Origin of the sequence: Micromonospora sp. SD12, assembly GCF_052068495.1 — a bacterium.
In the GTDB taxonomy this organism is placed as follows: domain Bacteria; phylum Actinomycetota; class Actinomycetes; order Mycobacteriales; family Micromonosporaceae; genus Micromonospora; species Micromonospora echinofusca.
The window spans coordinates 96,897-118,836 of the sequence record NZ_JBQHDF010000016.1 but is presented as its reverse complement, the minus strand read 5'-3'; the positions used below and the strand labels follow the sequence as shown (position 1 = coordinate 118,836).

The 21,940-nt window shown below is 73.4% G+C and carries 16 protein-coding genes; 7 read left to right on the top strand and 9 right to left on the bottom strand.

The window, feature by feature from the left end; all coding sequences use genetic code 11:
- Positions 1-16: 16 nt before the first annotated feature.
- Positions 17-3,307 carry a non-ribosomal peptide synthetase gene (locus tag ACTMS2_RS23960; protein ID WP_441177398.1) on the bottom strand — a complete coding sequence of 1,097 codons (3,291 nt, stop codon included), beginning with the start codon at positions 3,305-3,307 and terminating at the stop codon, positions 17-19.
- A 273-nt stretch (positions 3,308-3,580) separates the two neighbouring features.
- On the opposite strand from ACTMS2_RS23960, the gene ACTMS2_RS23955 reads away from it, so the two are divergent.
- The 5 genes from ACTMS2_RS23955 to ACTMS2_RS23935 all read left to right on the top strand — a co-directional run bounded on the left by ACTMS2_RS23955 (position 3,581) and on the right by ACTMS2_RS23935 (position 9,737).
- Entirely contained in the window at positions 3,581-4,813 is a 1,233-nt protein-coding gene (locus ACTMS2_RS23955; protein ID WP_441177397.1) for an MFS transporter, read from the top strand.
- 71 nt (positions 4,814-4,884) lie between these two features.
- A complete protein-coding gene (locus tag ACTMS2_RS23950; protein WP_441177396.1) occupies positions 4,885-6,066 on the top strand; it encodes an aminotransferase class I/II-fold pyridoxal phosphate-dependent enzyme in 1,182 nt (393 codons plus the stop codon).
- Entirely contained in the window at positions 6,053-7,579 is a 1,527-nt protein-coding gene (locus ACTMS2_RS23945) for an aldehyde dehydrogenase family protein (protein ID WP_441177395.1), read from the top strand. Before ACTMS2_RS23950 ends, ACTMS2_RS23945 begins: the two co-directional genes overlap by 14 nt.
- 13 nt (positions 7,580-7,592) lie before the next feature.
- A complete protein-coding gene (locus ACTMS2_RS23940) occupies positions 7,593-8,495 on the top strand; it encodes a phytanoyl-CoA dioxygenase family protein (protein ID WP_441177394.1) in 903 nt (300 codons plus the stop codon).
- The gene (locus ACTMS2_RS23935; protein WP_441177393.1) at positions 8,496-9,737 is read left to right on the top strand and encodes an acyl-CoA dehydrogenase family protein; all 1,242 of its coding nucleotides are present in this window, start codon (positions 8,496-8,498) and stop codon (positions 9,735-9,737) included.
- 113 nt (positions 9,738-9,850) lie between these two features.
- On the opposite strand, the gene ACTMS2_RS23930 is transcribed toward ACTMS2_RS23935, so the two are convergent.
- Entirely contained in the window at positions 9,851-11,422 is a 1,572-nt protein-coding gene (locus tag ACTMS2_RS23930) for an amino acid adenylation domain-containing protein (protein ID WP_441177392.1), read from the bottom strand.
- A gap of 171 nt (positions 11,423-11,593) precedes the next feature.
- Positions 11,594-12,958, bottom strand: coding sequence for a hypothetical protein (locus ACTMS2_RS23925; protein ID WP_441177391.1), 1,365 nt, complete (start codon positions 12,956-12,958; stop codon positions 11,594-11,596).
- A gap of 154 nt (positions 12,959-13,112) precedes the next feature.
- On the opposite strand from ACTMS2_RS23925, the gene ACTMS2_RS23920 reads away from it, so the two are divergent.
- Positions 13,113-13,607, top strand: coding sequence for a MaoC family dehydratase (locus ACTMS2_RS23920; RefSeq protein ID WP_441177390.1), 495 nt, complete (start codon positions 13,113-13,115; stop codon positions 13,605-13,607).
- A gap of 1 nt (position 13,608) precedes the next feature.
- Here ACTMS2_RS23920 and ACTMS2_RS23915 read toward each other — a convergent pair whose 3' ends face one another.
- From ACTMS2_RS23915 to ACTMS2_RS23890, 6 genes are all read right to left on the bottom strand, one after another.
- Positions 13,609-14,571, bottom strand: a complete 963-nt coding sequence (locus ACTMS2_RS23915) for an ornithine cyclodeaminase family protein (RefSeq protein ID WP_441177389.1) — start codon at positions 14,569-14,571, stop codon at positions 13,609-13,611.
- Complete coding sequence (locus tag ACTMS2_RS23910; protein ID WP_441177388.1) at positions 14,568-15,437, bottom strand: HpcH/HpaI aldolase/citrate lyase family protein; 870 nt, start codon at positions 15,435-15,437, stop codon at positions 14,568-14,570. Before ACTMS2_RS23910 ends, ACTMS2_RS23915 begins: the two co-directional genes overlap by 4 nt.
- Positions 15,434-16,687, bottom strand: coding sequence for an 8-amino-7-oxononanoate synthase family protein (locus ACTMS2_RS23905; protein WP_441177387.1), 1,254 nt, complete (start codon positions 16,685-16,687; stop codon positions 15,434-15,436). Before ACTMS2_RS23905 ends, ACTMS2_RS23910 begins: the two co-directional genes overlap by 4 nt.
- Entirely contained in the window at positions 16,687-17,493 is an 807-nt protein-coding gene (locus ACTMS2_RS23900; RefSeq protein ID WP_089000153.1) for a cupin-like domain-containing protein, read from the bottom strand. The genes ACTMS2_RS23905 and ACTMS2_RS23900 overlap by 1 nt, the downstream gene beginning before the upstream one ends.
- A 101-nt stretch (positions 17,494-17,594) precedes the next feature.
- Positions 17,595-18,605 carry a 4-hydroxy-2-oxovalerate aldolase gene (gene dmpG / locus ACTMS2_RS23895; protein WP_363904065.1) on the bottom strand — a complete coding sequence of 337 codons (1,011 nt, stop codon included), beginning with the start codon at positions 18,603-18,605 and terminating at the stop codon, positions 17,595-17,597.
- Positions 18,602-19,531: an acetaldehyde dehydrogenase (acetylating) gene (locus ACTMS2_RS23890; RefSeq protein WP_441177386.1), complete on the bottom strand. Its 930-nt coding sequence runs from the start codon at positions 19,529-19,531 to the stop codon at positions 18,602-18,604. The genes dmpG and ACTMS2_RS23890 overlap by 4 nt, the downstream gene beginning before the upstream one ends.
- Before the next feature lie 979 nt (positions 19,532-20,510).
- On the opposite strand from ACTMS2_RS23890, the gene ACTMS2_RS23885 reads away from it, so the two are divergent.
- On the top strand, positions 20,511-21,893 hold the full coding sequence (locus ACTMS2_RS23885; RefSeq protein ID WP_441177385.1) for a hypothetical protein: 1,383 nt from the start codon (positions 20,511-20,513) through the stop codon (positions 21,891-21,893).
- The last annotated feature ends 47 nt before the right edge of the window (positions 21,894-21,940 follow it).

Here is a 21,940-nt window from a genome sequence, read left to right as displayed (position 1 = left end):
GGGGTCGGACCGGGTGTCACGGCTGGCCGGGCGCGAGGCGGGCGGCCAGTTCCGCCACCGTCGGCGCGTCGAAGATCACCGCGACCTCGACGTCCACCCCCAGCTTCGCGGCGGCCAGCGCCACGATCCGGGTGGCCGTGAGGGAGTCGCCACCGAGGTCGAAGAAGTCGTCGTGGATGCCGATGCCCTCGCGCCCGAGCACGTCGCACCAGATGTCCAGCAGCACCCGCTCGCGCTCGTCCCGCGGGCCGGCGGCGTCGGCGGCGCCGGGCTCGTCCCGGCCCGGGGGCGGCAGCGCCGCGACGTCGAGCTTCCCGTGGTTGGTCAGCGGCAGCCGGGGCAGGCTCACGAAGGCGGCCGGGACCAGGTAGTCCGGCAGCCGCCGGCGCAGGTGCGCGCGCAGGTCCGCGGTGCCCGGCAGGTCGTCGCCGACGACGTAGCCGACCAGCCGGGCGTCGCGGCCGGGCGGGTCCCGGCGTACGACGACGGCGGCCTCGCGGACCGCCGGGTGGCGGCGCAGCGCGGACTCCACCTCGCCCGGCTCGATGCGGTAGCCGCGCAGATTGAGCTGCCCGTCGCCCCGGCCGAGGAACTCCAGGACGCCGTCCGGCCCGAACCGGGCCAGGTCGCCGGTGCGGTAGACGCGGGCGCCGGGCGTGGCGGCGTACGGGTCGGGCAGGAACCGCTCGGCGGTCAGGGCGCGGTTGTCGAGGTAGCCCCGGGCCAGCCCGGCGCCGCCGACGTACACCTCGCCCGCCACGCCCGGCGGGACGGGCTGCATCGCCTCGTCGAGCACGTACACCCGGACGTTGGCCATCGGACGGCCGATCGGGACGAACGGCCGCTCGTCGGCGGGGTCGCACGGCCAGGCGGTGCAGGAGACCGACACCTCGGTCGGGCCGTACAGGTTGAACATGGTGACGTCGAGCCGGTCGAAGACCAGCCGCTGCGTCTCGGGGGTGAGCTCCTCGACGCCCGAGACGATCCGCCGCAGCGACTTCAGGTCGGCGGCGTCGGCGGTGAGCAGCACCTCGCGCAGGGCGGTCGGCGCGAAGTCGGCGTCGGTCACGCCGTGCTGGGCGATGACCCCCGCCAGCCGGCGCGGGTCGAAGGTCGCCGTCTCGGGCATCAGCACGCTGGCCGCGCCGTTGAACAGGGCCCGGAACAGCTCGTCCAGGGAGACGTCGAAGGTGCAGGCCGCCTTGCGCAGCACCCGGTCCTCCGGGCCGAGCGGGAAGTTGCGCTGGGCCCACAGCATCCGGTTGGTGAACCCGCGGTGGGTGACCTGCACGCCCTTGGGCTGCCCCGTGGAGCCGGAGGTGAACAGCGTGTAGGCGAGGTTGTCCGGGTGCAGGGCCACGGCGGGGTCGGTGGCGGGGCACGTGGCGGTCAGCGACGACTCCCCGTCCAGGTCGATGATGCGCCGGCCGGGGCTCCACACCTCGTCGCACAGGTCACCGGCGGAGATCGCGACCGCCGGGCGGACCTGGCCGAGCAGCGCGTCGCGGCGGGCCTGCGGGTCACGCGGGTTGACCGGCAGGTGGTAGCCGCCGGCCTTCAGCACCGCCAGGATCGCCACCACCTCGGCCGTGCAGCGCGGCAGGCACACCGCCACCGGGTCCTCCACGCCGACACCGAGGTCGCGCAGGTGGTGCGCCAGGCGGTTGGCCCGTTCGTCGAGTTCGCGGTACGTCGTGCGGACGTTGCCCTCGACGACCGCCACCGCGTCCGGGGTACGTCGCGCCTGCGCCTCGACCAGCCGGTGCGTGAGCGCCTCGGGGCCAAGGTCGACGGCGCTGTCGTTCCACTCGTGCAGGATCCGCCGGCGCCGCGCGTCGTCGAGCAGCGGCAGCCGCCACACGCACGTGTCGGGCTCCCGCGCCGCCTCGACGAGCAGCAGCTCGAACTGCCGGGCCATGTCGCGTACGGACTCGCCGGTGAAGAGGCTGGTGTCGTACTCGATCTCACCGGTCAGCCCGTCGGCGGTCTCGGTGATCCTCATCGACATGTCCATCCGGGACCGGCCGGTCTCCATCTGGTGGACGTCGACCCGCAGCCGCGGCAGGTCCAGCCGACTGGTGGGCACGTTCTGGAGCACGAAGGCGACCTGCGCGAGCGGCTGGTGGCTGCGGCTGCGCTCCGGTTGCAACGCGGCGACGAGCCGCTCGAACGGCACGTCGCGGTGCCGGAACGCGTCCAGCGAGGCCGCCTTGACCCGGGCCACCAGCTCGGCGAAGGTGGGTTCGCCGGACAGGTCGGCGCGCACCACGATCATGTTCAGGAAGCAGCCGATGAGGTGCTCCAGCTCGTCCCGCTCGCGCGTGGCGATGGGGCTGGCGACGACCATGTCCCGCTGGCCGCTGTGCCGGGCGAGCAGCACGCTGAAGGCGGCGAGCAGGGTCATGAACATGGTGGCGCCCTGGCCCTGCCCGAGCGCGCGGATCCGCTCGGCGTCGGCGGCGCCGATGCGGAACCACTCGGACGCGCCGACGAACTGCTGCACCGCCGGGCGCGGGCCCCTGGTGGGCAGGGTGAGCAGGGGCGGCACGCCGGACAGTTCGTCGACCCGCTCGCGCAGGTGGGCCGCCATCCGTTCCTCGCTGACGGCGGTGCGCTGCCAGGCGGCGTAGTCGGCGTACTGGATGGGCAGCTCGGGCAGGTCCGGTGTCGCGGCGCCGGAGGCGAACGCGGCGTACGTGGCGGCCAGCTCGCGGCAGAAGATGGTGAACGACCACAGGTCGCAGACGAGGTGGTGCACGGTGACCCCGAGCACGTGCACCTCGGGCGCGATCCGGTAGAGCACGGTCCGCATGCTCTGGCCGGCGGCCAGGTCGAGCGGGACCCGCATCTCCCGCTCGACGGCGGCCCGCAGCACCGCGTCGTCGGGGTGCGCGGTGGCGTCGGGCAGGTCGACCACGTCGATGCTCAGCGGGGCGGGCGGCGTGACGGCCTGCACGACCCGCTCGCCGAGCCGGCGGAAGGCGGTACGGAGGATCTCGTGGCGGCGGACGACCTCCTCGATGCTCCTGCGCAGCGCCTCCCGGTCGAGCGAGCCGGTCAGGATCAGCAGGGTGGCGTCGTTGTGGTGGACGGCGTCGTCCTCCAGGCGCTCGATGAACCAGAGCCGCTCCTGGGCGAACGACAGGGGTGCCTCGGCGGCGCCCAGCCGGGGGATGGCGCCCGCGACCGGCGCCGGATCGGAGCGGCCGGCGCGCAGCCGCTCGTCGAGCAGGGCCCGCGCCGAACTGGACAGCCGCGCCACGCGTTGCGTGACGTCACTCGCGACCGGATGCTCCTGCCGTCCCACTGGTCCTCCGTTGTCCGTCGGTGATCCGGTCCGCGGTCCGGGTCACCGCCGGACGCGGGCACGTCCCACCGATGCGGGTGCCGATCATCGATCTGTACCAGGTGACTGAGCGTGCAGTCAGCGAACAGAGCTGTTATAGGGGTTTGACCTCACAATTCACGACATCTCTTCCGACTCCTAGGGGTTGGGCAACCCGCCTCCCTGCCACATGATGGGCACGCTGTGACGCCGCCGGTGACCGGCACGCGACCCGTCCGACCGGAGGTGATGCCAGTGCGCGACGACCTGCGGATCCTGGCCGACCGGTCGTACCGGATGCTGTTCCTGGCCCGCACGCTGTCACTGCTGGGCAGCGCCGTGATCCCGGTGGCGCTCGCCTTCGCCGTCCTCGACGCACCCGGCGGCTCCGCCACCGACCTCGGCCTCGTGCTCGCCGCCCGGTCGCTGGCGCAGGTCGCGCTGCTGCTGTACGGCGGCGTCCTCGCCGACCGGATGAACCGCTTCCGCCTGATGGTCGGCTCCGACCTGCTGGCCTTCGCCGCGCAGGCGGTCCTGACCGTGGTGTTCGTCACCGGCCGGCCCTCGCTGCCGGTCGTCGTCGCGTTGTCCGCCGTCAACGGCGCCGCCGCCGCGCTGTTCCTGCCGGCCTCCCGCGGCGTCGTGCCGCAGGTGGTGGCCCCGGAGCAACTCCAGTCGGCCAACGCGTTGCTTCGGCTGTCGCGCAACAGCACCACCATCGGCGGCGCGGCCCTGGCCGGAGTGCTCGTGGCGGCCTTCGGCTCCGGCTGGGCGCTGGCGGTGCCCGCGGCCACCTTCCTCGGCTCGGCGCTGCTGCTCGCCGGCGTCCGGGTCGCCCACCCCGGGCGGGCCGCCACCAGCACCCTCCTCGCCGACCTGCGCGAGGGCTGGCGGGAGTTCACCTCCCGGTCCTGGGTGTGGCTGGTGGTCGTGCAGTTCGCGTTCGTCAACGGTTGCTTCTCGGCGATCTACGTACTCGGCCCGCTGACGGCCAAGGAACAGCTGGGCGGCGCCACCGCCTGGTCGGCGATCGTCACCGCGCAGGCCGTCGGCCTGGTCGGCGGCAGCCTCGTGGCGATGCGGATCCGCCCCCGCCGGCCGATGCGGGTCGCGGTGCTGGCGACCTTCGGCTTCCTCCCACCGTTCGCGCTGATCGCCGCCGGCGCGCCGGTCTGGCTGATCGCGGCGTCGATGCTGGTCAACGGCGTCTGCGTCGACATCTTCGAGGTGCTGTGGGACACCGCCCTGCAGAACCACGTGCCCAACGAGGCGCTGTCGCGGATCAGCTCGTACGACGCCATGGGCTCGTTCGTGCTGGGCCCGCTCTGCCTGGCCGTCGTCGGCCCGGTGGCGGAGCGGATCGGCGTACCGCAGACGCTGGTCATCGCGGGCGGGGTGCTCGGTCTGGTGACCGTCGCCACCTTCTCCGCGCGGTCCGTGCGTCAACTGCCCGCAAGAGTCCCCGACGCACAACCCGCCAAGGTGTGAACCCGGCGACCCCGCCGGCCACGGACCAGGGTGGAGATCGGAGCAGGATGGAGCACCGGATAAGTCGGCAGATGACCGACGCGACCGACGCGTACGGCCGGCGGTTGGGGGCCTACCTCGAGCAGTCGTCCTACACGCGGCTGCGCGGCGGCCCGGGCGTGATCGACCTCGCCTTCGGCGACCCGCACGAGTTTCCCGCGCCGGCCCTGGTCGAGGTCCTGCAACGGCACCTGACCCCGCAGCACACCGACTGGTTCGCCTACACCCGCGACCATCCGCCGGCCCAGGAGTCGGTGGCGGCCACCCTCAGCCGGGAGCTCGGCCTGCCGTTCACCGCCGACGACGTCGCCCTGACCAACGGGGCGTTCGCCGGGCTGACCATCTGCCTGCGCAGCGTCTGCGACCCCGGCGACGAGGTGATCTACCTCGACCCCGCCTGGTTCTACTACGAGCCGATCATCGCCTCGGTCGGGGCGGTCCCCCGTCCGGTGGCCCTGACGCCGGGCTCCTGGCGGCTCGACGCGGACCTCGTCGCGGCGGCGATCACCCCCCGCACCAGCGCCGTCATCGTCAACAGCCCGAACAACCCGACGGGCGCGGTCTACACCGACGACGAGTTCGCCGCCCTCGCCGAGGTGCTGCGGGAGGCGTCCGCCCGCAACGGCCGGCCGATCTACCTGCTGTCCGACGAGGCGTACCGGCGCATCGTGTTCGGCGGTCAGCCGTGTCCCAGCCCGGCGACGCACTACCCGTACACCTTCCTGGTGCACACCTACACCAAGACGCTGCTGCTGCCCGGCGAGCGCGTCGGCTACGTGGCGATCCCGCCGACCACGCCCGACCCGGCGGTGCTGCGTCGGGCGCTGACCGTGGCGCGCCTGACCACCGGCTGGGCGTTCCCGAACAACTCGCTGCTGTTCGCCCTGCCCGAGCTGGAACAGCACGCCGTGCAGGTCAAGCCGATCGAGCAGCGTCGTGACCTGCTGGTCGACGCCCTACGCGAGGCCGGGTACGAGGTCCAACCCAGCGAGGGGACGTTCTACCTGCTGGCCCGGGTGCCGGACGCGGACGACTGGACGCACGCCGCCCTGCTGGAGGAGCACGGCCTCCTGGTGCTGCCGGCCTCGGTGATGGGTGCCCCCGGTTACCTGCGGCTCTCCCTCACCGTGACCGACGAGATGCTGGAGGAGACCATCGGTCGACTGCGCTCGGCACGCCCCTCGAACCGGGAGCACGCCGATGTCCAGCGCTGACCTCGACGCGGCCGACGCCGCCGCGACGCTGACCGCCCCGCCGGGCGGGCCGGCCGCGATCCGCCAGGAGGGGCCGGCGTCCGGTGCGGCGTCGTCCACCGGGGAGGCCGCGCCCGACATCGACGCCACCATGGCCCGCGCCCGGCGGGCCCAGGCGGAGGTCGAGTTCTGGCCGCAGGAGCGCATCGACGACCTGGTCGCGGCCGCCGGCTGGGCCGCCTACCAGGAGGACACCGCCCGGTCGCTGGCCGACCTCGCCTACCGGGAGACCGGTCTCGGCGACCCGGAGCACCTGTTCACGCTCTACCGGCGCCGGGTCCTCGGCACGCTGCGTGACCTGCACGGGGTCGTCACCACCGGGATCGTCGAGGACCTGCCGGAGCGGGGCCTGCGCAAGCTGGCCAAGCCGATCGGGGTGATCGCGGTGGCCAGTCCCGCCACGGCGCCCTGCTCCGGGGTGGTCGGCAACGCCCTGCCGATGCTCAAGACCCGCAACGCGGTGGTCATCACCCCCAACCCCCGGGCCCGGCACTCCGCGGCCCGCACCGTCGACCTGCTGCGTCAGAGCCTGGCGTCGGTGGGTGCCCCGCCCGACCTCGTCCAGTGCCTGCCGGTCACCGACCGGCAGACCACCGAGGCCCTGATGGCCGCCGCCGACCTGGTGATCGCCGCCGGCGGCCCCGGCACCGTACGCCGGGCGTACCGCAGCGGCACCCCGGCGATCAGCGCGGGCGTCGGCAACCCGGCGGTGATCGTGGACGCCTCGGCGGACGTCGCCGCCGCGGCGGAGCTGATCGTGCTCGGCGGCAGCTTCAACAACGGCACCTCCTGCTCGTCGGAGAGCAACGTGCTGGTGGACGCCGGGATCGCCGCCGCCTTCCGCGACCAGCTGGCCCGGCAGGGCGCCCACCTGTGCGACCCGGCCGAGATGGCGCGGCTGCGTACGCTGCTCTGGCCGGACGGGCGGCAGCTCAACCGCGACGCGGTCGGGCGGCCCGCCGCGGCGCTCGCCGCCGCCGCCGGGATCGACCTGGCCGAGCCGACCAAGACCACCGCCCTGGTGGCCGAGCTGCCTCCTCTGGCCCCCGGCGGCGTCCCGGCGCTCGACGACCCGATGCTCGGCGAGAAGCTGGCGCCGGTCTTCACCGTGACGACGTTCACCGACTTCGACGACGCGCTGGTCGCGGTGGAGACGCTGCTGGCCCGGATCGGACAGGGCCACAGCTGCGGCATCCACACCGAACGCCCCGACCGGGTCGTCCGGCTCGCCGAGCGGGCGCGCGCCGGACGGGTCATGGTCAACCAGTCGACCGCCGTGGGCAACAGCGGCAGCTTCGACAACGGCATGGCGTTCACCCAGGTCATCGCCAGTGGCAGCTGGGGCGGCTGCTCCCGGTCGGAGAACGTGACCTGGCGCGACTTCCTCAACTACACCTACGTCTCCCATCCCCTGCCGCCCAGCCTGCCCGACGAGGAGACCCTCTTCGGCGCCCACTGGCGACGTCTTCCCTGACCGAGGACCACACATGGACATCAGCCCTCCCGAGGCACCGCCGCGTGACCTGACCCCCGCCGAGATCGACGCCTTCCACACCGACGGCGTGGTCCGGCTGTCCGGCATGATCGACGAGAAGTGGCTCGGCCGGATCACCGAAGGCGTGGAGTACCTGCTCGCCAACCCGACCGTGCTGGCGCAGGCCACCGCGCTGCTGGGAGGCGGCGGTTTCGCCGGCGACGCCTTCATGTGGAAGACCCACGACGGCTTCCGCGACTTCATGTTCTTCTCCCCCGCCGCGCGCATCGCCCAACAGCTGTTCGGCTCCACCGCGATCACCGCCTTCTACGACCAGATCTTCGCCAAGCCGGCCGGGTCGGGCGCGCCGACGCCGTTCCACGAGGACGTCAGCTCCTGGCCCATCGCCGGCGACCAGGTGTGCGCGATGTGGATCCCCCTCGACCCGTGCACTCCCGACACCGCCGCGCTCCAGGTGGTACGCGGCTCGCACCGCTGGAACCGGCGCTACGTGCCGATCACCCCGGGCGCCACCCACCTCGGGCGGCGGGAGGAACTCGAGGCGGTGCCCGACGTCGCCGACCAGGACGTCCTGAGCTGGGACCTGACGCCCGGCGACATCGTCCTGTTCCACCCGGCCGCCCTGCACGGCGCCACCGGCACCGGGCCCGAGCGGCAGCGCCGGGCGTTCGTCTCCCGGTGGGTGGGCGACGGCGTCACCTTCCAGCCGCAGCACGCCGTCCTGCCGCTGCTGTGGGACCACGGCCTGCGGCCCGGTGATCCCATCGGTGGCCCGCTGTTCCCGAGGGTGCTGCCGACGCCGGTGCCGACGGAGACCGGCGCCCGGTTCGACGGCCCGCAGCAGCCCCACGCCGAGCGGGCCGAGGAGTTCCTCTCCATCCTGAGGATGCTGTAGGTGTTCGGGGAACTCACCGCCACGACCGCCGCCGGCCGGGAGCTGGTGGCCCTCGCCGAGGGGCACCTCGACGCCCTCACCGAACGCGCGGCCCGGCACGACCGGGACAACACGTTCGTCGCCGACAACTTCGCCGACCTGCGCGACAGCGGGGTCCTCGCCGCGTGCGCCCCGACCCGCCACGGCGGGCTGGGGGTCGACTCCCTGCACGACGTGCTGGTGGCCGTCTCCCGGCTGGCCCGGGGCTGCGGGTCGACCGCCATCTGCGCGAACATGCACATGGCCTCGGTGTGGGCCCAGGTCCGCCGCTGGGAGCGGGCGGAGGCGGCCGGCGACCGGGCCCGGGCGGAGCAGCTCGACGCGATCCTGGAGGCGTTGGGCGGCTCCGACCTGATCATGGCCGGCGCCTCCACCGAGCCTGGCGCGTCCTGGAACGCCGCGCTCACCGAGGCCGTCCGCAAGGGCGACGAGTACGTCATCACCGGGCGCAAGACGTTCGTCACCAACTCGGCCGTCGCGGACTCGTTCAACGTCGCGGTCCGGGTCGCCGACCCCGAGGGCGGCTGGCGGCACGCCGAGGCCGTCATCCTGGCCGGTACGCCCGGGCTGACCGTGCTCGGCGACTGGGACGCGATGGGCATGCGGGGCTCCGGCAGCCACTCGATCCTGCTGGAGGACTGCGTCGTCCCCGCCGACCGCGTCACGATCGGCGGACCGTTCGGTCCGCCGACGTCGGAGGACCTGGTCCGCTCCTGCGCGATCAACTTTCCCCTGCTGGGCGCCTCGCTCGGCATCGCCGAGGCGGCCTGGCAGCTCGCCGTCGAGCACGCCACCAGGGCCCCCCGGCAGCCCGGGCGCACGGCGCCGGCGCACCACCCGTCCGTGCAGCGGGAGATCGCCACGATGGAGCTCGACCTGGCGGCCACCCGGGGCGTGCTGGAGCGCTCCGGTCGCCTCGTGGACGCCCTGTTCGCCGCCGACCCGGCGCAGCGGTCCGAGGGCGCCGTCCGGGACGTCGTACGCGGCTGGCAGCTTGCGAAGCTGCACGCGAACCGGACGGCGGTGAGCACGGTCGACCGGGCCATGACGATCTGCGGCGGGGCGTCCTTCAGCAGCCGGCACCCCCTGTCCCGGCTCTACCGCGACGCCCGCGCGGGCGGCTTCATGCAGCCGTTCGGGTCGCTGGACGGCTACCCGTTCATCGGGAGGGTCGCGCTCGGGCTCGACCCGTTCGCCGACTGAGGCCGACGGACGCGGGCCGCCGCCGCGGGCGCTGGTGACGTGCGCCCGGGGCTGGTGGTCGGCTTCCCGCGCCCCGGGGGTACGAGGGCGGGGCGAGGCGGCCGGATCGACAGCTACGGGCGCGCGCCGGGCCTGCCGGGCGCCGGCAACGCCCGCACGTCCAGCTTCCCGCTCGGCGTACGGGGCAGCTCGTCGAGGCACACCACGGCGCCGGGCAGCAGGTAGTCGGGCAGCGTCTCGCGGAGCTGGTCGCGCAGCTCGCGGGCGGTGGGCCCGGGCAGCTCGCTGGGCACGACGTACGCCACCAGGCGCCCGGCGGCCCCGCCGACCGGCACCACCGCCGCCCGGCGCACCCCGGCGCAGCGGCGTACCGCCTGTTCCACCTCGCCCAGCTCGACGCGGTGGCCCCGGATCTTGACCTGGCCGTCCCGGCGGCCGTGGAACTCCACCAGACCGTCGGCGTGCCGGGTCACCAGGTCGCCCGTGCGGTAGCACCGGCCGTCGGGATGCCCGGTCGGGAACTGCTGGTCGGTCAGCGCGGTGTCGTCGCGGTAGCCGCGGGCGAGCCCCGCCCCGAAGATCAGCAGCTCCCCCTCGACGCCCGGGGCGACCGGGCGCAGGTCGTCGTCGACGACGGCGACGCGAACGTTGTCGATCGGCCGGCCGATCGGCACGGTGGCGGTGCCCGGGCGCGCGGCCGGGTCGGTCGGCACCTCGAAGGTGAGCGCGCCGACGGTGGTCTCGGTCGGGCCGTAGTGGTTGACCATCCGCACGTCCGACAGCTCGCGGACCTGGTCCACCAGCTCCCAGCGGCACACCTCGCCGCCGACGACCAGCAGGCGGCGGGGCAGGACCCGCTCCTGCGCCTCGTCGAGCAGCGCCGCCAGGTGCGACGGGGTGATCTTCAGGACGTCGATGCCGTGCTCGTCCTGGTAGTCGGCGAAGTCGTCGGGATCCGTCGCGGTCTCCGTCGGCACCAGGTGGACGGTGTCGCCGCCGACGAGGGCCGGGAAGACCGCCGTGTGGCCGAGATCCGTCGCGAGGCTGGTCACCGAGGCGAAGCGCAGCTGCCCGCCGTGGTCGCGCTGCGCGGCGGCCAGCCGGGCCACGAAGGCCGCGTAGTTGGCCAGGGCCGCGTGCGGGATCTCGACGACCTTGGGTACGCCGGTGGAGCCGGAGGTGAACACGGTGTAGGCGAGCTGGTCGGCGGCCACCGGCAGCGGACCGCGCAGCGCCCCGGCGTGCTCCGCCGCCGCCCCGGCGGCGATCCAGCCGGTCAGGTCCACGGGGAGCACCACCTGCCCGGGCACCGGCGGGTCGTCGCGATCCGTCACCACGACGGCTGCCCCGCAACCGCGCAGCTGGCTCTCGATCCGGGCCGGGGGCTGGTTGGCCTCCACGCAGGCGTAGCCGGCCCCGGCGTGCAACGCCGCCAGGCACGCCACCAGTTGGGCCGCGCCGCGCGGCGCCAGGACGGCCACCGGGGCCGTCACGCCGTGGCCACGCAACACGTCGGCGAGGCCGGCGACGGCGTGCCGCAGCTGCGCGTAGGTCAGTGTCGCGTCCGCGCCGACGACGGCCGTCCGGTCACCGGCCCGTCCCGTGGCGTCCCAGATCAGCGCGGGTACCGCCCGGTCGGGGTCCCACCCGGCCGGCCGCGCGGACACCTCGGCATCGGCAGGCATGGCAGGTCCCTTCCTTCGACGGCGGCAGGGCGCCCGTACGACCGTCGGGTCGCACGGCACGGGCATCCGGTGGCAGCGATCGTGACACGGGGGCCGGGTCGCGACAACACCTCATCCGGCGCGCGAACCCCTATCGTCGCGGCCGCTCGACCGACGACCGGCCCCTGTGGATCAGACCGCCACCATGCAGTTGTCGGAGCTGCTCTCGCGGCCCCGGGCACTGACGATGCCGGCGGAGCCGTCGCCGTAGTAGCGACAGAACAGGCCCGCCGGGCGCCCGCCGAACAGCAGCGGCCCGATCACCGGGGCGACCTCGGCGTCGTGCGGTTCGTCGGCGCCGTCGGCGACCAACGCGACCCGGCACGTGCGGGGCACCACGAAGTCCTGCACCACGCTGGTGCCGTCGGCGGCGGCCTCGGTGACCGCCGACTCCCACGTCGCCTGGTCGACCTCGCCGCCGATGACCACCTGCTTGCCGCTCTCGCCCAGGCCCGCCTTGAGCACCAGCAGGTCGCGGTTGGCCAGGACGAACGGGAGCAGCTCGACCTCGCGGCCCGCGCGGGCGGTCCTGCGGTCCGAGAGGATCCGCGTCCACGGCACGTACTGGTCGACGAGGCGGCGCTCGGCGGCGCTCATCCACGGCCGGCCCTCCGACAGCAGCCCCATGGTGAGCTTGCTGTGCATGAAGGTCGACGTCTGGGTGCCCACGAGCAGGCAGCCGTTGTCGAGCGCGTCCTGCACGTAGCTGGTGTCGAGGCCGGCGTCGAGCCAGTCCGGGATGGTGAAGTTGCGCAGCCCGACCGGATAGCGCAGGTGGGGCGGGCAGTCCCACGCCTGCGGCAGCTCCTCCGGCTCGAAGAACCGCGCGGTCAGGCCGTGGTTGTTGAGGTAGTCGGCCTCAAGCTGGAAGTAGCGCGACCGCACGCCGTAGACCCGGGCGCTGCCGACGATGGCGATCCGTGGCGCCGCCGCCAGCTCGGCGCTGAGCGACCGGTACATCTCCGCGCGTACGGCGAACGGGTCCGGGGAGGTGAACGGGGTCCGGCCCTCGGCGTCGGCGTGCAGCCTGCGCCACACCTCGAGGCGGCAGTGCGTCTCCACCACGCCGCCGAGCGCGCCGCTGACGTTGAACTCCAGGAACTGCGGCCCCTGCGGTCCGATGACGACGTCCGGCCGGACGACGGAGTCCGGGTAGCGCTCCTCGACGAACGGGTCCCGGACGAAGAGCTGGTGCTCGCTCTGCGGCATGCGGTAGGCCGCCAGCCGGCCCTCGGTGGTGGGGGCCGTCTCCAGGGCGGTGCGGCGGAGCAGGCCGACCAGCGCGGCGGCCACCTGGAAGAGCTGGGCGTACGACCTACGCGGGACGGCGATGGGCGCCGCGGGCAGCAGCCGCTGGTAGGGCCAGCCCGTGTCGCGCAGCTCGTGACGCAGCATCTCGCGGATCGTCTCCGCCGGCGCGGCCGGCCTGAGCTGGTGGGAGCCGAACCAGGGGTGTCCGGTCGACGCCGCACCACGGACGTCCTCGCGCACGGTCATCTGACGCTCCCCGCAGTCGTACGTCGGGCCGACCGCCGGGAACGTGCTCGCCGCGGGCCGGTGTCTTCCGAAACGAAGATCGACATAGACTAACATTCACCTCTGACGGGGACCGGCGCCGGTTCGTCCACACCCGACACGGGGAGAGCTGTCGATGACACTGCGTCATGTGCAGGGCAACGAGTACCGCGAGGAGCACGGCGGGGACTACGAGGACTTCGAGCCCGGCATGGTGATCCGGCACTGGCCGGGCCGCACCATCTCCGAGACCGACAACACCTGGCTGACCCTGCTCACCATGAACCAGCACCCGCTGCACTTCGACGAGCACTACGGCGCCGGCAGCGAGTACGGGCGGGTGCTCGTCAACAGCGGGATCACCCTGTGCCTGGTCGGCGGCATGACCGTGCAGGCCCTGTCGGCGCGGGCGGTGGCGAACCTCGGTTGGGACAGGGTCCGCCTGCGCGAGCCGGTGTTCGTCGGGGACACGTTGTACGCCACCAGCCGCATCCTCGACAAGCGCCTGAGCCGCTCCCGGCCCGGTCAGGGCATCGTCACGGTGGAGACGACGGGCACGAAGTCCACCGGCGAGACGGTCATCGTCTTCGAGCGTTCCTTCATGGTCCGCTGCCGGGAGAGCGCCTCCTGACCTACGCCACGGGCGTCGCCCCCTCGTGCAGCGCCACGGCGGCGGCGGTGTCCTCGATGGCCATCCCGACCGTACGCAGGACGGAGGTCCGCCCGTCGGCGCGGACCCCGCCACCGACCAGCGTGCCCAGCTCGTGCAGGTCGTCCACGCCGATCAGACCGGCGGCCAGGGCGGCCCGCACCTCGCCGGCGCCCTCCAGCGCCGCGCTCCGGTCCTCGACGACCGCCAGGGCGTCGGCCAGGAGGGCCGGGTCGAGTTCGATCGCGTCCGGGTGGGTGCCGCCGATGACGTTGACGTGCACCCCGGGCGCCACCCAGTCCGCCTCGACCAGCGGGGTGTTGTCGCTGGTGGACGTCGCCGTGCAGATGATCGCCGCGTCGGCGACGGCGGCCTTGGCGCTGTCGCAGACGCTCGCGTGCACCGGGTGGGGCACCGCGTCGCGGACCCAGTCGGCGAACTGCTCGGCCCGCTGCCGGGTGCGCGAGAACACCCGTACGCTGCGGATCCGGCGCACCGCCGCCACCGCGCGCACCAGGGCCCGCGCCTGCACCCCCGCGCCGATGACGGCGAGGTCCTCGGCGTCCTCGGCGGCGCACCAGCGGGTCGCCAGGGCGGCGACCGCACCGGTGCGGACGGCGGTCAGCTCGGCGCCGTCCAGCAGGGCCGTGATCTGCCCGGTGGTCAGGTCGGTCAGGGCGACGACCCCGTGGATCAGCGGCAGACCGCGTGCGGGGTTGTCGGGGGTCAGCGTGGTGATCTTGACGCTGCCCACCCCACGCCGCTCCCAGACCGCCGGGCTGACCAGCAGGACCCGCTGAGGGCCGTGTTCGATGACGGTACGTGCCGGGGAGTCGGTCCGGCCGGCCGCCAGGTCCACGAACATCTCGCCGAGGGCGTCGATCACCCGCACCAGCTGGGACGTGCCCGCCATCTGCGCGGCGTCGACCGTCACCGGCCCGGTCATCCGGCGGCCCCGCCGGTGTCGAAGCGGGCGGCCCAGGCGTCCTCGCGCGCCACGGTGGCGCGGGCCATCCGGGCGAACGGCGGGCCGACCATGTTGCCGTCCAGCACGGCGATCCCGCCGTTGGCCGCCCGTACGGCCTCGGCCACCCTGCGGGCCAGGCGCAGGTCGTCGGCCTGGGGACGCAGCACCCGGTTGATCTCGTCGAGCTCGCCCGGATGCACCGTCGCCTTGCCGTGGAAGCCGAGCGCCCGCACCCGGGCGGTCTCCTGCGCCAGGACGGCCGGCTCGGCGAGCCGGAAGTTGGCGGTGTCGATGCAGGCGGTGCCGTGCCGCGCGCAGGCCAGCGCCATCGCCTGCCGGGCGGCGAGCATCGCCTCCCAGGTGATCTCGACCCCGAGCGTCGCGGCCAGATCGGCTGAGCCGAGTACCAGCCCGTCACTGGCCCCGGCGATCGCGTCGATCTCCGCGACCGCCTCCACGGTCTCCACCGTCACGTAGATGTCCGGATGCGCCCCGGCGGAGGCCAGGATCTGACGCACCAGGGCCACCTCGGCCGCCGACGTCACCATCGTCATCATGACGATGCCGGGTCGCACCGGGGACTCCGTGAGGGCCACCAGGTCCTGCACCGCCGCGACGCTGCCCAGCTGGTTGATGCGGACGGCGACGTTCTCCGGCCGGGGTGCCTTCTCCAGGGCGGCCCGGCAGACGGTGCGGGCGGCCGGCTTCTCGGCCGCCGGTACGGAGTCCTCCAGGTCGATCAGGTGCACGTCCGCGTCGTAGGACCACGCCTTGACGACCCGGTCCAGCGACAGCGCCGGGGTGTAGAGGATGCTGCGCGGAATGGCCCGCGCGGCGCCGGTCACGGGGTCACCGGCTCGGGCCGCGCGGCGGCCGGGCGGGCGCCCGCCTCGACGAGCACGGAGCACAGCCTGGTGATCTGTTCCTCGGTCTGGCCCGCGCGCAGCATGACCCGCAGGCCGGCGGTGCCGCGGGCGACGATCGGGAAGAACACGGGCGAGGTGTAGAACCCGGCCGCGAAGACCCGCTGGGCCGCCTCGACGACGGTCTCGTCGCTCATCGGCACCACCCGGATCGGGTACGTGCTGCCGGACTGCTCGGTGGCGAGCAGCGAGTCGAACAGCGCGATGTTGGACCGCAGCCGCCCCTGCAACCGGGTCAGCTCCTCGGTGCGGTGGATCTCGGCCGAGGCGAGCGCGGCACCCACCGCGGCGGCGTTCATCTTCTGCGAGTAGCCCAGCGGCCCCGCGAAGCGCTCGACGATGCGCCGCGTCTCCTGCGGGAAGCCGTCGAGCAGGATGGCCGTGCCGCCCGCCCCGAAGCCCTTGCTCAGGGTCGCGACGGTGATGGTCCGGTCGTCGCGCACCGGGCAGTGCGAGCGGACGTAGCCGATGCCGCGCTCGCCGTACGCCGACAGCGAGTGCGAGTCGTCGTAGAAGACCAGCATGTTGTACTTGTCCTGCAACACGGCCAGCTCCTCGACGGGCGCGTAGCCGCCGAGGCTGTCCGAGCCGTCCACGACGTAGCAGACGCGCTCGTAGGTGCGGCACATGTCCTCGAGGTAGTCGAGGTCGTGGTGCCGGCAGGTGACGACCTCGGTCTCGTCGGCGCAGTTCGGCTTGGCGTTGGCCATCGAGACGTGCGCGTTCTTGTCGAAGACCATCAGCGGGCGGGTGCCGTTGCCGAGGTGCCCCGACGCGATCAGCGGCAGCAGGCCGGTGCTGGCCGCCGCCGTGGAGATCGCGCTGATCACCATCGCGTCGAACAGCTCGCCCAGCGACTCCTCCAGCTCCAGCAGCACCGACGTCTGCACCCGGGTACGCGGGATGCAGTGGTCCAGCACCCCGAAGCGGCGCAGCGCGGCGACGGCCCCGTCGATCACCTTCGGGTGGGTGTCCAGGTCCAGGTAGGAGCAGACGGTGAAGTTGACGAACTCGTGGCCGTCGGCCATCCGGAACACGCCGTCGGAGAGGTCGCCGACGATGCCGGCGACCCCGTGCTCCTCGGACATGTTCCAGAAGGTGTTCCCCACACCGATGAGCTTGTCGTTGTTGCGGTAGCGGTGGGTGGGGGTGATGGTCTTGCGCTCGCTCATCAGGAGTTCACCTCGGTGGGCTTGTAGCTGTAGACACCCTTGACCCTCCGGTAGGCGTACGTGTAGAGCGCGACGCCGAGCGCGTGCGGCCTGCGGAGGATCTTCTTCGACTTCAGCCAGAAATTGACGTTGATGTTCATTTCGTCCAGCGACTCGGCCTGGTGCCACCAGCCGAGCGGCAGGTAGAGCATGTGACCCGGTTCGAGGACGAAGTCGCGACGCTGGGCGAGCTTGGGCGCCAGCCGCGGGAAACGCGCCAGGTCGACGTTGTCCAGGTCGAACACCTGGGACTTGTCCCCGAACCCGCGCAGCACGGAGCGCGGGTAGTACTCACGGGAGCCGGGCGGGGCGATGATGAAACGCTTGCGGCCCTCCAGCGCGATGTTGAAGTTCTCGAACTCGTCGAAGTGGTTCTTGGTGAACACGCCGCGGTGGCTGATCCACAGGTTCGCCGCGTACAGCGAGTCGCCGTAGCCGAAGAACTTCTCCGCGTCGAAGCCGATGACGGCGTTCACGTCCGCCGGGCTGTTGCGGATGTTCGACACCACCCGGTGCCACGTGCCCGCGGTGGTGAGGTGGCGCTCGTCGGCGAAGAAGTCGCGCAGCTTGATGTCGCGGGTCTCCCAACGCCCCGGGTGGTTCTTGTCGCCCGGCTCGGTGAACAGGGTGACGGTCATCTCGGCCAGCCGGCTCGCCACGCCGTCGCGGCCGAGCCCCTGCACGTCGGGCGGCAGCGCGATCACCACGGGCACGTCGGCCTTGAACAGGCCGCCGGGGCCCACGGCCATGAACTCGTCGAACGTCATGCGGGCCACGGGCACACCCGCCGACCCGTTCGCACTGGACACTGCGTCCGAAACTCCCATGTCGCCTTTCCTCGCTGCTGAGGGCCGCGGTGCGCGGCCGGTCACGTGGTGGCCCTGCGCGCGCTCAACTCCGCCACCACGTCGACGATCAGGTCCTCCTGGCCGGCGATGGCCTGCCGCCGGCCGAGCTCGAAGAACACGTCGCGCGCGTCGACGCCGGCGCGGCCGGACAGCTCGACCACCCGGTGCTTGAACCCGGAGAACACCCCGGCCAGACCACTCACGATGGACATCGAGGCGGTCACCGGAGGCGCGGGCATGAGTTCGCGCTCCGCCAGGTCGGCGGCGTCGAGGAGCGCGTACAGGTCGATGCCCGTGGCGAAGCCGCTGCGCTCCAGCACCGGCACGAGCACCTCGAGCTGGGTGTTGCCCGCCCCGGCCCCGAAGCCCCGCGCGCAACCGTCGATGATCCCGGCGCCGGCCTGCGCCGCGGCCACCGAGTTGGCCACGGCCATGCCGAGGTTGTCGTGGCCGTGGAAGATCACCGGCGTGTCGACCGCCGCGGCGATCGCACCGATCCGCTCGGTGACGTCGGCAGGCAGGAAGTGACCCGCCGAGTCCATGATCCCGACCGCCTGCGCGCCGTAGCCGACGGCCCGCGCGGCGTGCTCGGCCAGCTCGCCCGGGGACGCCATGTGGCTCATCATCAGCACGCAGTGCGCCTCGGCGCCGGCTTCGCGTAGGACGTCGAGGTGCCGCTCGGCGAGCGACGTCTCGGTGGCGTGCACACCGATGCGTACGACGTCGGCGCCGTGGCCGATCGCGCGCCGCAGGTCGTCGGAGGTGCCCCAGCCCGGCAGCATGAACACGCCCATCCGGCTGTGTCGCAGCGCCTCGCGGACCGTCGAGAGCATCTCGTCGTCGCTCACCGCGGCCTGCCCGACCTGCAACGACGACGCGCCCAGACCGTTGCCGTGGCCGACCTCCACCACCGGGATGCGCGCCGCGTCCGCCGCCTCGGCGTACCGGCGCAGGGCGACGGCCCCGAGTTGGTGGCGTACGGCGTGCTGGCCGTCGCGCAGCGTCGGGTCGTGGATCACGACGTCGCTCATCGGAGCGCCTCCGTCCGGGCCGCCCGGCCCCGCCGGGCCGCGTGCTGCTCGGCGACCAGGATGGCGGCCGAGTTGATGATGTCGAGGTTGCCGGCGTACCGGGGCAGGACGTCGCTGTGGGCGGTGACCTGGAGGGCGACCGTCACCCGGTCGTCGACCACGGTGCAGGCGGTCACGACGTAGCCGGGGGCGAACGAGCGCACCTGCTCGGCCACCGGTTCCACCGCCGCGCGCACCGCTTCGACGTCGGCGCCGGGGATCCGCGCGTGCACGGCCGTCCGGAAGGTCGCCGGGGGCACCGCCGGGCTGATGTTGAGGATCGCCTTGACGTCGGGCACGCCCGAGAACGTCGTGACGGCGTGCCGGGTGGTCGCCACGTACTCGTCGAGGTTCAACCGCGTGCCGCGGCCGGCGACGTCGCTGGCCACCGTCGAGACGACCTCGATGTAGCTCACCGGGAAGCGGGCCGCGAGCGCGTGCGCGACCGGGATGGACGCCTGGCCGCCGCAGCTGATGAGGTTGACGTTGCGCCCGGCCGTCGCTTCCACCCCGGTCACGGTCGGCACCACCATCTGGCCCACCCGGCTGGGCGTCAGGTCGACCACCAGCGTGCCCAGCGGCTCCAGCAGCGACCAGTGGCGCAGGTGGGAGGCCGCGTTGGTGGCGTCGAACACCACGTCGAACGCGGTCTCCGCCGCCAGTACGGCGTCGATCCCGGCGGCTGTGACGGGGTAGCCGAACCGCTCGGCGTGCCGCAGGCCCGCCGAGGCCGGGTTGCGCCCGGCCACCAGGCGGCAGTCGAGCAGCGGGGATCGGTGGATCTTGCTGATCAGGTCCTGGCCGATCGCCCCGGTGCCGACGACGGCGACGGTGGCGGGCTCGACGACGCCGACATCGGCGTCGGTCACGTCCGGTGCGAGACTCAAGGCGTGCCTCCAGGGCGCCGGAGCCAGCCGGTCCGCGGCCGCCGGGCGGGGGCGCGGCGGGTGCGGGTCGCGGGGCTCGCGGTGCCCGGGTCGTAGGTTCTCATGTGCGTCGTCCTCACCATGTCGATGTGCGCCGGCCCGGCGGAACCTCGCGCCGGCGGCACGTGACCGGGTGCGTGGGGCCGGCGTCCCGGTGCCGTCGCGGCGGGTCGGCCCCGGGCCCGCACGCCCGGTCGGCCCGCGCGACGCCACCGCGGCGCGGGACGGCCTCGCGGCGTCGCAGTCGGTGGGTCGTCGGCAGACGAATAGGCCGGAGTGTGTCGGCACGCCTCGTGACCGGGAGTCGTTCGGCGGTTTCCGTCGGGCCGGAACTGTCGCGTCGTCGAGCAACAACCGGACATATAGCTTGATCTCAGAAGTCTCGACGTAATAACCGAAGAAGCCCCCGTCTACATGCACGACAAACAATGGGGCCTCTGCGACTCCCGTCAGCCGCAGCGATCCGCCGGCATCGAAGCTATCAGATGGTCACGCCGCGTGGACCTGACTGATGGGTCACTCTCGCGACAGTCCACGCTGGAGTGCTGATCGTCACAGATCCCTTTCCCGATAGCGGGTGCCGCAATGCCGACCCGTCGCGGCACGGCGCTTCGGTGCGGCTTCGGGCAGTTCGTCCATCCTGCTCTTTTCGCGACCGGCACCGTCCCCGGTGGTCGCGCAAGCGCCCGTGGCCGCATCGGCGGCACTGCGGCGTCGACTCCGCCACGACCATTTGCGACCATCTTCGTCAGCACCACCTGCCGGCATTTCCGGACGGTCCGCCCGATTGTCGGCGGCGGTGGATCGGCGGATGCGAAGGGCACCCGAGTCAACGTCGACCCACGCCGTCGGCGGAGCCCGATCCGCGGCTGATGCCCGTCACCGCCGCACCGCCGCCCGAGCGGAACCGGACGCACCACCCGCCCCGAGAGGACACACCATGACGACCACCCGGCCGCCCGCAGTGGACAGGTCACCCCTGGGCCGCGCGTACGTCGAGCACCTCGCCCGCCACGCGTCGGCGGAGGACCCGACCGCCGCCGCCCGGGAATCGGCCACCCTCGAGCCCTACCGGGACCGGTTCATGAGTGGCCCCGCCTTCCTCGGTGCGGCCGAGAGCCGAGCCGTCGCCCGGGACCTGCGCACGGTCTACGACCTGCTGCGCGCCCTGCCGGAGCGGGTGTTCGACGGCGACCTCACCGCGCTGGCGCGGGCCGTCGGGATGGATCCGCGCCAGACGGCGCTGATCACACGCGGCGCCCGTGCCGGCTCGCTGGTCCCGCTGGGCCGCGCCGACCTCTACCACGACGGCGCGGGCTTCCGTCTGCTCGAGTTCAACATCACCAGCGCGCTCGGCGGCTTCGAGAGTGCCGACATCAACCGGGCGATGCTGGCGTACCCGCCGCTGCGGCAGTTCGCCGACGCGCACCGGCTGGAGTACCGGGACACGCTGGGCTGCATCGTGCGGACGATGTACGCCGAGTGCGCCGCGGTGATCCCCGCCGACCGGCCGCCCGTCGTCGCCGTGGTCGACACGATCGAGAACTTCCCGATCGTCGGGAGCCGGCTCGAGGTGCTCGCCGAGATGCTCACCGGGCACGGGATCGAGGCGATCGGCTGCCACCTCGGCCAGTTCACGTACCCGCAGGGCCGGCCCACGGTGGCGGGCCGCGCCGTCGACGTGGTGCTGCGGTACTTCCTGCCCGAGGACCTGGCCGACCCGGCGGTGACAGCCCAGGTGGAGCCGCTGCTGGTCGCCGTGGAGCAGGAGAAGGTCGGCCTGCTCAGCCGCCTGGACGCCGAGTTGTACGGCAACAAGGGCACCCTGGCCATGCTCTCCGACGACCGGCACCGGGGCCTGTTCGACGCCGACGAGCAGGCCTGCCTCGACCGGCTCCTGCCGTGGACCCGGCACGTACGCCCGCGCGGCACCGATCCCGAGGGGGCCGAAGTCGACCTGCTCGCGTACGCCCGGGCCCGGCGGGACGAGCTGATCCTCAAGCCGACGCTGCTGCACGGCGGCAACGGCGTGCTGGCCGGCTGGACGGTGAGCGACCACGAGTGGCGGGCCCGGCTCGACGCCGCGGTCGACGGCCCGTTCGTGCTGCAACGCCGGGTCCGGCCCGCCGCCGAACCGTTCCCCGACGGCGCCGGCGGGGTGCGGGAGCTCTACCTCAACTGGGGGGTCTACCTGGCCGACCGGGACATCGTCGACGAGGACGGATACGCCGGCTGCCTCGTGCGCGGCAGCACCGATCCGGGCGTCGGCGTGGTCAGCATGGCCGACGGCGCGCGGATCGGCTGCACCTTCCACGGCGGCTGAGCGCTCCGGGTACGAAAGGCCGGCACGCGCGGGCGCTCGGCGCCCGC

Excerpts from the sequence above, each read along its gene's own strand:
- ACTMS2_RS23950 (WP_441177396.1), top strand. The coding sequence starts at position 4,885 with ATGACCGACGCGACCGACGCGTACGGCCGGCGGTTGGGGGCCTACCTC.
- ACTMS2_RS23945 (WP_441177395.1), top strand. The coding sequence starts at position 6,053 with ATGTCCAGCGCTGACCTCGACGCGGCCGACGCCGCCGCGACGCTGACC.
- ACTMS2_RS23940 (WP_441177394.1), top strand. The coding sequence starts at position 7,593 with ATGGACATCAGCCCTCCCGAGGCACCGCCGCGTGACCTGACCCCCGCC.
- ACTMS2_RS23930 (WP_441177392.1), bottom strand. The coding sequence starts at position 11,422 with ATGCCTGCCGATGCCGAGGTGTCCGCGCGGCCGGCCGGGTGGGACCCC.
- ACTMS2_RS23925 (WP_441177391.1), bottom strand. The coding sequence starts at position 12,958 with ATGACCGTGCGCGAGGACGTCCGTGGTGCGGCGTCGACCGGACACCCC.
- ACTMS2_RS23920 (WP_441177390.1), top strand. The coding sequence starts at position 13,113 with ATGACACTGCGTCATGTGCAGGGCAACGAGTACCGCGAGGAGCACGGC.
- ACTMS2_RS23915 (WP_441177389.1), bottom strand. The coding sequence starts at position 14,571 with ATGACCGGGCCGGTGACGGTCGACGCCGCGCAGATGGCGGGCACGTCC.
- ACTMS2_RS23905 (WP_441177387.1), bottom strand. The coding sequence starts at position 16,687 with ATGAGCGAGCGCAAGACCATCACCCCCACCCACCGCTACCGCAACAAC.
- ACTMS2_RS23900 (WP_089000153.1), bottom strand. The coding sequence starts at position 17,493 with ATGACGTTCGACGAGTTCATGGCCGTGGGCCCCGGCGGCCTGTTCAAG.
- dmpG (WP_363904065.1), bottom strand. The coding sequence starts at position 18,605 with ATGAGCGACGTCGTGATCCACGACCCGACGCTGCGCGACGGCCAGCAC.
- ACTMS2_RS23885 (WP_441177385.1), top strand. The coding sequence starts at position 20,511 with ATGACGACCACCCGGCCGCCCGCAGTGGACAGGTCACCCCTGGGCCGC.